General features: G+C 34.4%; 13 protein-coding genes. 10 read left to right on the top strand and 3 right to left on the bottom strand.

All coding sequences use genetic code 11. The annotated features are described in order from the left end of the window. Positions 1-11: 11 nt before the first annotated feature. The 3 genes from ilvD to folP all read right to left on the bottom strand — a co-directional run bounded on the left by ilvD (position 12) and on the right by folP (position 3,971). Positions 12-1,688, bottom strand: coding sequence for a dihydroxy-acid dehydratase (ilvD, locus tag NBX25_RS07475; protein WP_250253318.1), 1,677 nt, complete (start codon positions 1,686-1,688; stop codon positions 12-14). 179 nt (positions 1,689-1,867) lie between these two features. After that, positions 1,868-2,740 (bottom strand): branched-chain-amino-acid transaminase, encoded by an 873-nt coding sequence (gene ilvE, locus NBX25_RS07480; protein ID WP_123908474.1) that lies wholly within the window; start codon positions 2,738-2,740, stop codon positions 1,868-1,870. A 364-nt stretch (positions 2,741-3,104) separates the two neighbouring features. Then, complete coding sequence (gene folP / locus NBX25_RS07485; RefSeq protein WP_410493992.1) at positions 3,105-3,971, bottom strand: dihydropteroate synthase; 867 nt, start codon at positions 3,969-3,971, stop codon at positions 3,105-3,107. A 238-nt stretch (positions 3,972-4,209) separates the two neighbouring features. Here folP and NBX25_RS07490 point away from each other — a divergent pair, with 238 nt between their 5' ends. The 10 genes from NBX25_RS07490 to NBX25_RS07535 all read left to right on the top strand — a co-directional run bounded on the left by NBX25_RS07490 (position 4,210) and on the right by NBX25_RS07535 (position 13,529). Then, the gene (locus tag NBX25_RS07490) at positions 4,210-4,776 is read left to right on the top strand and encodes a DUF1599 domain-containing protein (RefSeq protein ID WP_115972486.1); all 567 of its coding nucleotides are present in this window, start codon (positions 4,210-4,212) and stop codon (positions 4,774-4,776) included. A 3-nt stretch (positions 4,777-4,779) separates the two neighbouring features. Next, entirely contained in the window at positions 4,780-6,003 is a 1,224-nt protein-coding gene (locus NBX25_RS07495) for an AAA family ATPase (protein ID WP_250253319.1), read from the top strand. Continuing rightward, positions 6,000-6,653: a hypothetical protein gene (locus NBX25_RS07500; RefSeq protein WP_250253320.1), complete on the top strand. Its 654-nt coding sequence runs from the start codon at positions 6,000-6,002 to the stop codon at positions 6,651-6,653. The genes NBX25_RS07495 and NBX25_RS07500 overlap by 4 nt, the downstream gene beginning before the upstream one ends. Next, complete coding sequence (locus NBX25_RS07505; RefSeq protein WP_250253321.1) at positions 6,650-7,756, top strand: BT_3928 family protein; 1,107 nt, start codon at positions 6,650-6,652, stop codon at positions 7,754-7,756. Before NBX25_RS07500 ends, NBX25_RS07505 begins: the two co-directional genes overlap by 4 nt. A gap of 8 nt (positions 7,757-7,764) precedes the next feature. After that, entirely contained in the window at positions 7,765-8,436 is a 672-nt protein-coding gene (locus NBX25_RS07510) for a DUF6058 family natural product biosynthesis protein (RefSeq protein ID WP_250253322.1), read from the top strand. 5 nt (positions 8,437-8,441) lie between these two features. Next, the gene (locus tag NBX25_RS07515) at positions 8,442-8,789 is read left to right on the top strand and encodes a tellurite resistance TerB family protein (protein WP_123908478.1); all 348 of its coding nucleotides are present in this window, start codon (positions 8,442-8,444) and stop codon (positions 8,787-8,789) included. A gap of 25 nt (positions 8,790-8,814) precedes the next feature. Beyond that, the gene (locus tag NBX25_RS07520) at positions 8,815-10,941 is read left to right on the top strand and encodes a S9 family peptidase (RefSeq protein WP_250253323.1); all 2,127 of its coding nucleotides are present in this window, start codon (positions 8,815-8,817) and stop codon (positions 10,939-10,941) included. 5 nt (positions 10,942-10,946) lie between these two features. Then, positions 10,947-11,351, top strand: coding sequence for a hypothetical protein (locus tag NBX25_RS07525; RefSeq protein ID WP_123908480.1), 405 nt, complete (start codon positions 10,947-10,949; stop codon positions 11,349-11,351). Between the two features lie 13 nt (positions 11,352-11,364). Continuing rightward, positions 11,365-12,123 carry a triose-phosphate isomerase gene (tpiA, locus tag NBX25_RS07530; RefSeq protein ID WP_250253324.1) on the top strand — a complete coding sequence of 253 codons (759 nt, stop codon included), beginning with the start codon at positions 11,365-11,367 and terminating at the stop codon, positions 12,121-12,123. A 248-nt stretch (positions 12,124-12,371) separates the two neighbouring features. Then, positions 12,372-13,529, top strand: coding sequence for a helix-turn-helix domain-containing protein (locus NBX25_RS07535; RefSeq protein ID WP_250253325.1), 1,158 nt, complete (start codon positions 12,372-12,374; stop codon positions 13,527-13,529). Positions 13,530-13,561: the final 32 nt, after the last annotated feature.

Below are 13,561 nucleotides of genomic sequence, written 5' to 3' on the forward strand. Positions count from 1 at the left end.
GATGTTTGAGGTTAAATTTCATCCGTTACACAGCCTTCAGCAGCGGATGATACGGTTAATGCATATTTATAGAGCAATCCTTTCTTAACTTTCAGAGCAGGTTTTTGCCAGCCTTCCTTTCTTTTTTTGATTTCTTCTTCTGAAACCTTAAGTTGTATCGTATTGCGTATAGCATCTATTTCTATAAGATCATTATCTTCTACAAAGGCTATCAGACCACCTTCATGAGCTTCGGGAGTGATATGCCCCACCACGAAACCATGAGTTCCACCACTGAACCTGCCATCCGTAATCAAAGCGACACTGCTTCCTAACCCTGCGCCTATCAAAGCACTTGTAGGCTTCAACATTTCCGGCATTCCGGGAGCTCCTTTAGGCCCTTCGTTACGGATCACAATCACATCTCCGTGTTGTACTGTTCCGTCTGCAATTCCTTTGATGAGGTTCTTCTCTCCGTCGAATACGCGGGCTTTTCCTACAAACCGCTCTCCTTCTTTACCTGTTATTTTGGCAACACTTCCTTTTTCAGCAAGGTTTCCATATAGAATTCTTAAATGCCCGGTAGGTTTTATAGGGTTTGATAAGGGTCTTATGATTTTCTGAGTATTAAAATCCAATGTCGGAATATCTTCTAAGTTTTCAGCTAATGTTTTTCCTGTAACCGTCAGACAATCTTCATGTAACAAACCCTCTTCCAACAGATATTTCATTACGGAAGGTATTCCGCCATGCTCATGTAAATCCTGCATCAGGTATTTCCCACTGGGTTTAAGATCTGCCAACATAGGGGTACCATCGCTCATGGTCTGAAAATCATCCTGAGTAAGGGACACTCCTACACTTTTGGCCATGGCAATAAAATGAAGAACAGCATTGGTACTACCCCCTAAAACAACAATCACACGAAGGGCATTTTCAAAAGCCTTTCGGGTCATAATGTCTGAGGGTTTAATATCTTTTTCCAAAAGAATCTTTATGTATTTTCCGGCTTCCAGACATTCATCCTGTTTTTCTTTGCTTAAAGCCGGATTAGAAGATGAGTACGGCAGGCTCATTCCCAGTGCTTCTATTGCAGATGCCATTGTATTAGCCGTATACATTCCGCCACATGCACCTGCCCCGGGGCAGGAATTTTTGACCACCCCATCAAAGTCTTCTTCAGAGATCTCTCCTGCAATCTTTTTCCCTAAGGCTTCAAAAGCTGAAACAATATTTAAAGTTTCTCCTTTGTAGCATCCTGGGGCAATGGTTCCACCGTATACCATCAGTGATGGTCTATTCAGTCTTCCCATTGCAATGATAGTTCCCGGCATATTTTTATCACATCCGGGTAAAGCAATAAGTCCGTCATAATACTGGGCTCCACAAATAGCTTCAATGCTGTCTGCAATCACATCTCTGCTTACGAGTGAATAGCGCATCCCATCAGTTCCGTTACTCATCCCATCACTTACTCCAATCGTGTTAAAAATCAGCCCTGCCAATCCATGATTCCATGTTCCTTTCTTCACCACCTTGGCTAGATCGTTGAGGTGCATATTACAGGTATTTCCATCATAGCCCATACTTGCAATCCCGATTTGTGCTTTCTGCATGTCTTCTTCTGTAAAACCAATTCCGTATAGCATTGCTTTTGCGGCTGGTTGTTCACTATTTTGCGTGAATGTTTTTGAATATTTATTTAACATATTATCCCACATTTACTATTCTTATTATCTCTTAAAATGATCTTTTTTTGTTTAAATTTCACTCAAAACTACTGCTTGTAATATTTTCCTCATTTTCAATTTTCAGGAAAAATACAATATCCAATCGTTCAGAAAAAAGACATATCATATTAATAATCAATTATTTAAAATTTAAAAATTTACAATGACAAAACTCTTACTAATTTCAAATAAGCCTGTTGTACCTTTTCACTTGCTGTATCTTCCCATTCTTTAGTGAAAGGCACATCATCCAATGAATCCAATGCCACAATCTCAGCCGCCGTACCACAGAAAAATGCAGCATCAGCACCTCTCATTTCTTCAGGTTTAAAGAAGGTTTCCTTAACCGGAATATTCAGTTCATCACATATTTCAAAGACAGTCTGACGGGTAATTCCGGGAAGAATACTTCCCTTTGCCGGAGTAAATAATGTCCCGTCTTTTTCATAAAAAACATTGGCCCCTGAACTTTCTGCCACATTTCCATTTTCATCGAGTACTAAAGCTTCATCATACCCTTTGTCCTTTGCATCCTGACAAGCTAAAATTGAATTCACATAATGTCCACCGACTTTGGCTTCTACTTTAAAGGCCTTAGGATTGGGACGCTGAAAACCAGAAGTCATGATCTTCATTTTATCTGCGAGATAGCCGTTGCTCCATTCCCAAGCCAAGAGGGATAGGTAAGATTCTTTGCCTTTTGAAAGTGACATATTGGGCGAACAGGTGATCAGAGGACGGATATACGCATCTGCAAAGCCATTCAACTCCAATAGTTCATAAGTAAGCTCTGTAAGCTGATCTACGGAATAATTGAAGGGAATATGCATGAGTTCTGCTGATCTTTTCAATCTTTCATAATGTTCTTTTGCCTTGAAAATTCTGGTTCCATGAGCCGTGCTGTAAGATTTAATGCCTTCAAAAACTGAATATCCGTAGTGAAGAGATTGTCCGTAAAGATTGGTTCCTGCGTCTTTGGCTTTCATAAAGCTTCCATCAAAATAGATGACCGTGTCGTCGTTGTAATACATATTATAGAGGGTTAAAAATTAATAAAAGGGAATAAAAAAAGCCCTCTCACAGTGTGAGAGGGCTCAATATATGTACAGTCATACATCTTCCGTCTCACACACGTAAGGGAATAATAATGACGATAATAATTACTGCGAATAACTGATACATAGTTGTACTCTAAAAAATTAAACAAAAAAAAGCCGCTTCAAATAAGAAACGGCTTATATATTTTAAAGAAAAATCTATTCTAAAATGCCGTTTCCTGACTGTTGTAAATGACAACAGCTGCAATAGAAATGACAATAATATTTTTCTGATTCGTAAAATTCATACTGCAAATGTATAAACTTTTTAAAAACCCACAAGTTTTTTTATCACTTTTTATTTTTTCTGTAAAAAATGATTGACTGTTTCCTTTGCTTCAGCCACATCATGAACTCTTACAATTTTAGCGCCCTGCTCCAAAACTTTCATGTGTAATTTCTGCGTTTCCTCATTGATATCAAGTGGAGATTTCTCAAGAGGTTTATAGATAAATGATTTTCTTGAGATTCCGATCAACAAAGGAAATTTACCAAACCCAAGATATTCCACTTCATTGATCATTTTCATCTGATCTTCTACCGTTTTTCCAAAGCCAAAACCAGGGTCCAGAATAATATCTTTAACCCCTTTTTGTAACAGTTTATCGGTCTTTTCAGAAAAATACCGGTTCACTTCCAATGTTATATCTTCAAACTTTATTTTATCATGCATGGCTTCATAAGATGGATTCACATGCATCAAAATATAAGGAAGTCCTGTTTCTGCCGCTACATCAAACATTTTCTCATCATATTGGCCGCCTGAAATATCATTAATGATGTCTATTCCTTCATTGAAACCGAATCTTACCGTTTCAGCATAGAATGTGTCCAAAGAAATCAGTACTTCAGGAAACGTCTTTTTGATCTGAGAAATACGGTTTCCAATCCTATCAATCTCCTCCTCGCTCGTCAAAAACTCAGCGTTGGGACGTGTAGACTGTGGGCCGATATCAATAATTTCTGCCCCCTCTTTCAACAACTTCTCGGCATGTTCCAATGCCCTTTTCTCCTTGTTAAATTTTCCACCATCTGAGAATGAATCAGGAGTAAGATTCAGGATTCCCATGATCTTTGGAGTATCCAGTTGTACCAGTCGGCCATTACAGTTAATAGAATGGGTTTGAGGGTTTAAGGGTTCGAGGGTTTGAGGGTTTGAAATCATAGGAGTTTATAAATGATGAATGATAAATGATTTTATCTCCTGCAAAATTAGTGATTTGCACTTGGAATGCGAAGCTCATGTCCAGAAATTAGATCTCTTTAATTACTTATTTCCACCCGATACTCTCACACTCTCTTACACTCCTACTCTAAAACCCTATAACTCTCAAACATGATTCCCCTCAGACTCGTTTCATAAACAAAACCGAATTCGTATATTTGGAAGATTAAGAAATTTTATGTCAAAAACATCAGTACAGTTCGAGAAAATTATCAGTCAGTGTCGTGATCTTTTCAGTAAAAAGCTACAGGATTACGGGCCAGCGTGGAGGGTTTTAAGACCCAGTTCCATTACGGATCAGATTTATATCAAAGTCAACAGAATCCGTACACTGCAAATGACTGATGTAAAAATGGTGGATGAAAGTGAGGAAGATGAATTTATTGCGATTGTCAACTACTCTATCATTGGACTTATTCAGCTTGAAAAAGGGCTTTCCAATGATTTCAATGAAAACAAAGAAGAAATTTTAAGTTTGTATGACAAATATTCCCAGGAGGCTCAGGCTTTAATGGAAAGAAAAAATCATGATTATGGGGAAGCATGGAGGGATATGAGAATCTCTTCAATTACAGATTTGATTTATCAGAAAGTATTAAGAACCAAACAAATTGAGGATAACCAGGGAAAAACTATTGTATCTGAAGGCCTTGACGCCAATTATTTCGATATGCTGAATTATGCTGTTTTCTGCCTGATTAAATTCTCTGAACAAAAAAACCAATTCGAACCCAAAACTATTTAAAGAATGAAATTACTTGATTTACACTTAAAAAACATAGGTCCATTTCTTGATGATACAATAGAATTTGCAACTTCTGAAAATTCTAAAAAGCAAGTAACAATAATAACTGGAGAAAATGGTACTGGAAAAACTATTATTTTAGATGCAATCCGTGGATTATTCTTAGGAGTCAATAATTATGATTCTAACCTAAAAAGGAAAATAACACACGAAAGCTTTTCATTAACATTATCTCTTTTATTAGATAATAATAATACTCAATTAACCTCTGAACAGTATAATGAATACTACAAATCTAGTTTTAATGTAAATCCAGTTCTAAGCAATAAATTTTCTGATAATACAAAATCTAAAGGAAACTTCTGGATTACAAATTATTGGACTTCACAAAATGATAATCAATCCTTTAACATAGCTAGTTTAGACTTTATAAAACCAGAAGATTATCTAATAAACAGTTTAAGTGGAATCCAGAAAAATGCTGAAACAACTAAAATTATTACTTTTTTTGATTATTATAAATCATCTGATAAACTAGAGCAAAGAGAAGAAGGTGAATTTATATACAATACTATCAAAAGAATTTTTAGTGTTAGCCTTAATCGTGGTGAATTACAGTATGTAGATAGAACCTCATTATTACCTATAATAAATATTAATTCTACTGAAATTTCATTAGATAAATTAAGTAATGGAAATCTATACTTAATACAAAGAATGCTCGGGCTTTTATCGCAAATGTATTCAGTTTATAAATTAAATAATTTACCATTATATGAGATGCTCGAAACTCCTGGTGTATTATTAATAGATGAAGCTGAAAATCATCTTCACCCCAAGTGGCAAAAAACCTTTATAAACTCTATTTTAGAAATTTTCCCCAATCTTCAAATTATAGCGACAACACATTCTCCTTTTATTGTTGGCTCAGTGGAGGGTGCTAAAGTTTATGTATGCGAATTCCATAATAATCATTCCAAAATAAAAACAATAAATACAGAGTATTCTAATAAGCCTATTGATGAGATCTTAATTTCAGACATATTTTCTACAACACAACCATTCGCTAATGAAGAAATAGTAAGTTTATTAGAAATACGAAAGAAAGCCATAAAATCAAAAGATAAACAATTAGAAAAAGAGATTGAAAAAAAATTGATTAAAATCAATCCCCAATATTTTTCATATTTAGAATTAGATAACTTATTAAATTCAATAAAAGAATGAGGCATTTAAGAAGGTTATCCATTCCGACTATTTTAGAAAACAAACATGAAGAATGGACGAAAAAATTTTTAGAAAAAAAAACAACTCATCCAAAGCTTAGGCCTGATAATAGCAAATATGCTCATAAAGATATTGTAGAAAAATTGCATTCTATAAGTTCTCACAAATGTTTTTATTCTGAAGAACTACTTAAGGAAAACTATAAGGAAATTGATCATTATATAGAAGTGGATGAAGAACCTGATCTAGCTTATTCATGGGATAATTTATACTTATCAAGTGAAATTTGTAATAACAAATTACCTAATAAAGATATACCTACTACTGAAACACTCAATCCTTTCATAAATAATGATCAGCAAATAGAAGAAAATTTATATTTTGAGGATGAATATATCTTATCAAATACTATTTTAGGTGAGAAAACAATATCCAAATTTAGATTAGATAATGAAAAACTGGATAATAAAAGAAGAAAAGTATTACAAAAATTTCACCAACAATTCCTTGAAATTAAGGATGAATTAATTAAAGATGGAAGAAGTTATTATAGTGAAGAAGAACTAAAAAAATTACAACGATTTGCTCACTTCTCTTCCCCGTTTTCATTGATGTTTAAGTACACTTTAAAAAAACATAATCTGTTATGAAAATAATATTACGCTTTATTATTGCTGTCATTTTTATCCTTTCCGGCTTTGTAAAAGCTGTGGATCTGGTAGGATTCTCCTTTAAGATGGAGGAGTATTTTTCACCTGCAGTCTTCAATATGCCGTTTTTTGAAAAATTTGCGTTGCTGTTTTCAATTATTGTCGTTGTACTGGAACTTTTCCTTGGATTTATGCTGCTACTGAAAATGAAGCTTAAATTTACCTTATCAGCTTTAATAGCACTTTGTGTGTTCTTTGGATTTCTTACCTTCTATTCTGCCTATTTCAATGTGGTTACAGATTGCGGATGTTTCGGAGATGCTATTAAATTTACGCCTTGGCAGAGCTTCTTTAAAGATGTAGCCCTCCTTATAGGGCTTATTCTTCTGTTTGTTTTGTATAAAAAAGATTTCCGTAAAACGGATGAATATGGTACTAACAGAAAAGAATCTACAGGCAAATTCAAATATTATATTTTCGCAGCGTTTTCTCTGGTGATGATCTACATTATGGCTCAGGGAATTATGCATGAACCAATGATTGATTTCCGTGATTATAAAATCGGGACAGATATTAAAGGAGAGAAAGAAAAAATCAATAAAAATCCTTCTGAATACAAGACTTTTTACTCCCTTAAAAATCAAAAAACAGGGGAAGTTGTAAAAGTAAACCAGGATGATTACATCAAGGAAACAAAATACTGGGCAGAAGGTTCTCCATGGAAAATTGAAGATGGAAAAAATGAATCTGTTCTTGTAAAGGAAGGATATAAATCTGAGATTGTAAAATTCAAGATTGAAGATCCTACAGGAATGGAACTTACCGATGAAATCATCAAAGCTCCAAAAGCAATTCTGGTATTTTCTTATCATCCGAAAGAGGTTTCTGCGGATCTTCTTCAAAAGGTAGAAGCTAAAGTAAATGCTCAGAAAGGAGCCCTTATCTACGGAGTTTCAACGGATCAGAATACTTTCAAAACGATTAAAAATGCAATGATGGATGGTACTGCCATTAAAACCATCGCAAGAAGCAATCCATTTGTATTGATTCTTCAAAATGGAAAAATAATTGACAAGCAACCTGCTAAAGATTACATTAAATAAGCCAAGTTATGGAATCAAATTTTGAATACATCAGCGGAAATTATATTACAGAAGAAAAACTATGTGATATAACAGAAATTACGAAGGACAAACTGAATGTACTTATTAAAAATCATTTGGTTCCGGAAGCTTCTTATGTAGTCTCCAGAAGTATAAAAATTACCTCTCCTCTTAATGATGAATTTCAAGCTGAAATTACGGAGAAGTACTTTAGTAAAAACTGTGTTTCATTGATTCAGAAGAATAAAGAAACGAAAGATTTCCATACATATAAAGCAGAATTCAGAGAAAAATTCATTCAAAATCTCATGAAGCATCCTGATAGAAACGTTGCCTATCATAATGTTTTTAATAATGATCAGGAAAAACTTGAGGAGATCTTTGAGAGTGAATGGGAAGCTTATTGTAACGGGATATATGGAATATGTACCATCAATTCTACTGAAGAAGAAATTGTAAAGAAGGAAATTGCTGTAAAGAAATTAATACATTTCAACACCTTATTTTCTCAAAAAACACTGAATGAAAATGAGACTGAAGAACTTATACAGCTGAATAAAGAATTCAATGAAGTCGCTGAGAGATTTGCTCCTTACCAAAGAGCGTCCAGTAGCAGAGGTAAATACCTCGACAAAATTTTAGAAAGCAATAGCTTAAGCTATTTAATAAAGAAATATTAAACATTATGCAAAAATCAAATAAATCAATCGCAGGTTACCACTTACTAATGATCCTTTCTTCTGTAGACGGAGAGTTTGCTCCTGAAGAAGGAATGCTGGTACAGCAATATCTGGCGGATGAATTCCCCTTCAGAATGAACCTTGACAATGAGCTGGAAACATTGGCTCTTTTACAACCTGAAGAATGGAAAGATCACTTTGAATTTCATGGAAGATGTTTCCTTGATGATTCTACAGAGGATGAACGTGTAAAGTTTGTTCAGTTTGCCAAGTCACTGATTAAAGCAGACAATAAGGTTACTGAAGAAGAACACACCTTCTATGTTCTGCTGAAAAACTTATGGGGATTATAATTTCTCCCAAAAACAAAAAAATACCATGAAGAAAATTTACCTAGGATTATTAGTAATGAGTGCATCTACATTTCAATCTCAGAAATTTCCGGATTTGAAAGCTCCTGTTGCAGAAAAGCAGGAACATATCAGAGAAATTCACGGTGATAAGGTCAATGATCCTTATTACTGGATGATCGATTATTTCAAAAAAGGAAAAGATTCTACCAAAGTTGTTGATTATTTAAAAGCTGAAAACACTTATTGGGAAGGCATGATGAAAGATACAGAACCTTTCAGAGAAAAGCTTTTCCAGGAAATGAAAGCCAGAATCAAAGAGAAAGACGAATCGGTTCCGGTTTTTAAAAACGGATATTATTACTATACCCGTACAGAAGCAGGAAAACAGTATTTTAAATATTGTAGAAAAAAAGGCAGCCTTACTGCTCCTGAAGAAATTCTTCTGGATGTAGACCAACAGGCTGAGGGTCACTCTTATTATTCAGCTTCAGGCTTCAGCATCAGTCCGGATAATACGAAAATGATTTATGGTGTGGATGATGTATCCCGAAGACAGTATAAATTATTTTTAAAAGATCTGTCAACAGGAAAAACCGTTGATCTTGGCATTAAAAATACCACAGGATCAGCCACATGGGCGAATGATAACAAAACAATATTTTATACTTCCAAAAACCCTGAAACTCTTTTAACGGAAAAGATCTTCAGACATACTCTGGGAACTGATTCTTCAAAGGATGTCCTTGTGTATGAGGAAAAGGATAAAACCAACTATATTGGTGTAGGAAAATCCAAGAATGAGAAATTCATCATGATCTATTCTCAGGCTACCACTTCTTCCGAAACCAGATATCTTGATGCTAATGATCCCAATGGAACATTTAAGGTTTTCCAGCCTAGAATAAAAGATGTGCTGTATGAGGTCACTCCACTGGAAGATAAATTTTTGATCACCACCAATAAGGATGCTCTTAATTTTAAAGTTGTAGAAACTCCTTTAAACAAAACAGGTGTTGAGAACTGGAAAGATTTTATACCCCACAGAAAAGAGGTTCTGATGGAAGGAATTTCCGAGTTTAAAAATTATCTGGTGTTCAGTGAAAGACAGAACGGGCTTGCTCAATTAGTGATTTATGATAGAAAAACAGGTAAAAAAGATTTTCTGAAATTTGATGAAGCTGCTTACACTGTTTATCCATCAGGAAATCCTGAGTATAACACAGATAATTTCCGTTTCGGATATACTTCCATGATTACTCCAAGTTCTCAGTATGAACAAGACTTAAAAACCGGAAAAAGAATTCTTCTGAAACAACAGGAAGTTCTTGGCGGTTATAATAAAGAAAACTATACTACTGAAAGACTTTTTGCCACGGCAAAAGACGGAACTAAGATTCCTATTTCAATTGTTTATAAAAAAGGGTTCAAGAAAGATGGTAACAGTCCGTTATTACTGTATGCTTACGGCTCTTACGGAAGCTCTATGGATGCTACCTTCAACAGCAATCGATTAAGCCTTTTAGACAGAGGTTTTGCCTATGCTATTACTCACATCCGTGGAGGACAGGAAATGGGAAGACAATGGTACGAAGACGGGAAAATGATGAAAAAGAAAAATACATTTACCGACTTTATTGATTCCGGAGAATATCTTGTAAAAGAGAAATACACCTCTCCTAAACACTTATATGCTCAGGGAGGAAGTGCAGGAGGTCTTTTAATGGGAGCTGTAGCTAACATGAGCCCTAACCTATGGAACGGTGTTATTTCACAGGTCCCTTTTGTAGATGTTATTAACACCATGCTTGATACAAGTATTCCTTTAACAACCAACGAATATGACGAATGGGGTAATCCAAACAACAAGGAAGCTTATCTCTATATGAAATCATACTCTCCATACGAAAATATAGAAAAGAAAAACTATCCGAATCTATTGGTAACAACAGGTCTTCATGATTCTCAGGTGCAATATTTTGAACCTGCAAAATGGGTGGCGAAACTTAGAGATATGAAAACAGATAAAAATGTTTTATTGTTAAAAACAGACATGGATTACGGTCACGGAGGAGCTTCCGGAAGATTTGATTATCTGAAGGATATTGCTTTGGTATATGCTTTCATGTTTAAATTGGAAGGAATTAATAAATAATCTAAATGAGAAAAATACTAGTCTTGGCTCTGTTTTCCATTGCAATGGGGCTCACTGCACAAAAGAAGGAATACGATCCAAAAGTAATGGGATGTTATAAAGGTTCTGAGGTAAACCAGCAACAAGAAGGGCTTTCAAAATATTGGGTATCATGTAGACTTGAAAAAGGTAAAAGCATCTTAATGTTCGTAGCCATTAATCAGGATGGTGAAGTAATACAGAATACTGAAAACGGTAGCTGGTGGACTAAAGATGGAAAGTACTACGAACTTCATAACACTGATAATGTTACTGATATCTATAATTATAAAGTACTACCTACTGGTGATGTTGAGTTTCAATCTATTGAAACGATGGGTAAAAAAGACACTACCTATACTTTTATTGATACAAAAATAAACGAAGATTAAATAAAAAATAATTATGAGAAGAAAAATAGTTGCAGGCAACTGGAAAATGAACAAAAATGTAATTGATGCACAACAATTAATGATTCAATTGCTAAGCTATAAAAACAACAATGCTACCAACTGTGAGGTTTGGATCGCTCCTCCTTCATTATACTTAATGATGGCTAAAGACATCTTTGAAAAGGATGAAATCGGTGTATTTTCTCAGGACATGAGTGAGCACGAAAGCGGAGCGTACACAGGAGAAATTTCTGCGGATATGCTGGAATCTATCGATGCAACAGGTTCTTTAATCGGTCACTCTGAAAGAAGACAATACCACGGAGAAACAGATTCTCATTGCAACAGAAAGGTAAAATTAGCTTTAGATAGAGGTCTTACTCCAATCTATTGTAACGGAGAAACTCTTGAACAAAGAAAAGCAGGACAACACCTTGAAGTGGTGAAAAACCAGACTGAAGTAGCTCTTTTCACGCTTTCTGCTGAAGAGATCAAAAAAGTAGTTATTGCTTACGAACCGGTTTGGGCTATCGGAACAGGAGAAACAGCAAGTCCGGAGCAAGCTCAGGAAATTCATGCACACATCAGAAATATCATTGCTGCTAAATATGGGCAAGAGGTTGCTGATGAGGTTTCCATCCTTTACGGAGGTTCTGTGAAACCTGATAATGCGAAAGAAATCTTCTCTCAGCCTGATATTGATGGAGGTCTGATTGGAGGTGCTGCTTTGAAATTAGAGGATTTCTCTAAGATTATTGAAGGTTTCAATTAAAAGAAGCAACATAAAAAAGAGGCGGTCTCTAAAAGATAATATAATACTCCAGGAATCTGCTAAATGGCAAAAGCTATCAGCCAGATGACTATGAGAATCATTATTTCTTTGAGACCGCTTTTTTATTATAAAAAACTATATTTACACTTGTTTTGATTTTTAGGAAAAATTAGTGGGGGCCAAGAAGGATAGGAAGTGAAGAAATCCTAAAGAATTTTATTTTTTATACATCACTTAAAACTACTTAAATGGATTTTTTAAAAACGATCGCTATCATATCTGTTTTTATATTATTCCTTCTTATTTTCTTTTTATTGACCATCAAATCTACTAAAAAGCTTTCCAATCAACTTTTTGCAGGATATCTTTTTCTGACAGCTATTGATGCTGCCGGAGTTTTCATTGCTGAACCTATCATTAGCATTTATCCAAATTTAGAGATTTTCAGGTGGACCATCATATTATTGAACATTCCCCTATTCTACTTGTATGTTTTATCACTTTGCTATAATGACTTTCAATTAAAAAGTAAATTTCTGTTACATACAATTCCTTTTATCGTTATCAACCTTTTGTTGGCTTCAGGAATTTATGGAGCTGATGATATTGAAAAAAAGTATTTCTTCAAACATCATCATCAAACCTTTGAAATGATTATTTTCCAATATTTGATAGAAATCCAGTATTTAGTTTACACTATTTTCATTTTCATGATTTTGAGAAGAACCCAAAATCTCTATCTCCAAAATCAATCTTATTCTGCCAATTTAGTCTTTAAATGGTTGTTTCAAATAACCTTACTTTTTACAGCTGTTCATTATTTTGCAACCTTTAAAAATATATTGAGATATACCAATGATCACCAACTTCTGATTTTCATTAATGGATTTCTGGATATCATTGCATTAATTGTCGCCAGCTGGTTTGTTTTAAAAGCATTAAAATATCCTGAGTTTTTTAGAGGAGTTGATACTCAATTACAGATCATAAACGATTTAAAAGGTGAAATACCTCCGAAGATCAAATCAGAAGACCAACAAAAGATCAACGATAACAGGATCAATTTTCAAATCGAATTACTGAACAGATATATGGTAGAAGAAAAGCCTTATTTAGATCCAGCTCTTACAGTTCAAAACCTTGCAGCGCAAATGAATATGCCCACCCGGGAATTATCCGTTTTAATTAACTCAAATATGAACCAGCATTTTTTTGATTTTGTGAACACATACCGCATCGAAAATGCAATGGAATTATTAAAAAATCATTCTAAAAAAGATTGCACTGTCTTAGAAATCTTATATCAGGTTGGCTTTAATTCAAAATCATCATTTAATACTGCATTTAAAAAACATACTACTTTAACCCCTACAGAATACAGAAACACCTTTTATAAAGCGAATTGATCACTCCTTTTTATTTGGTTCGACTTTTTAAA

The organism is Chryseobacterium sp. Marseille-Q3244 (assembly GCF_940807095.1).
Lineage (GTDB): Bacteria > Bacteroidota > Bacteroidia > Flavobacteriales > Weeksellaceae > Chryseobacterium.

Excerpts from the sequence above, each read along its gene's own strand:
- NBX25_RS07535 (WP_250253325.1), top strand. The coding sequence starts at position 12,372 with ATGGATTTTTTAAAAACGATCGCTATCATATCTGTTTTTATATTATTC.
- NBX25_RS07500 (WP_250253320.1), top strand. The coding sequence starts at position 6,000 with ATGAGGCATTTAAGAAGGTTATCCATTCCGACTATTTTAGAAAACAAA.
- NBX25_RS07510 (WP_250253322.1), top strand. The coding sequence starts at position 7,765 with ATGGAATCAAATTTTGAATACATCAGCGGAAATTATATTACAGAAGAA.
- NBX25_RS07520 (WP_250253323.1), top strand. The coding sequence starts at position 8,815 with ATGAAGAAAATTTACCTAGGATTATTAGTAATGAGTGCATCTACATTT.
- ilvE (WP_123908474.1), bottom strand. The coding sequence starts at position 2,740 with ATGTATTACAACGACGACACGGTCATCTATTTTGATGGAAGCTTTATG.
- ilvD (WP_250253318.1), bottom strand. The coding sequence starts at position 1,688 with ATGTTAAATAAATATTCAAAAACATTCACGCAAAATAGTGAACAACCA.
- folP (WP_410493992.1), bottom strand. The coding sequence starts at position 3,971 with ATGATTTCAAACCCTCAAACCCTCGAACCCTTAAACCCTCAAACCCAT.
- NBX25_RS07490 (WP_115972486.1), top strand. The coding sequence starts at position 4,210 with ATGTCAAAAACATCAGTACAGTTCGAGAAAATTATCAGTCAGTGTCGT.
- tpiA (WP_250253324.1), top strand. The coding sequence starts at position 11,365 with ATGAGAAGAAAAATAGTTGCAGGCAACTGGAAAATGAACAAAAATGTA.
- NBX25_RS07495 (WP_250253319.1), top strand. The coding sequence starts at position 4,780 with ATGAAATTACTTGATTTACACTTAAAAAACATAGGTCCATTTCTTGAT.
- NBX25_RS07505 (WP_250253321.1), top strand. The coding sequence starts at position 6,650 with ATGAAAATAATATTACGCTTTATTATTGCTGTCATTTTTATCCTTTCC.
- NBX25_RS07515 (WP_123908478.1), top strand. The coding sequence starts at position 8,442 with ATGCAAAAATCAAATAAATCAATCGCAGGTTACCACTTACTAATGATC.
- NBX25_RS07525 (WP_123908480.1), top strand. The coding sequence starts at position 10,947 with ATGAGAAAAATACTAGTCTTGGCTCTGTTTTCCATTGCAATGGGGCTC.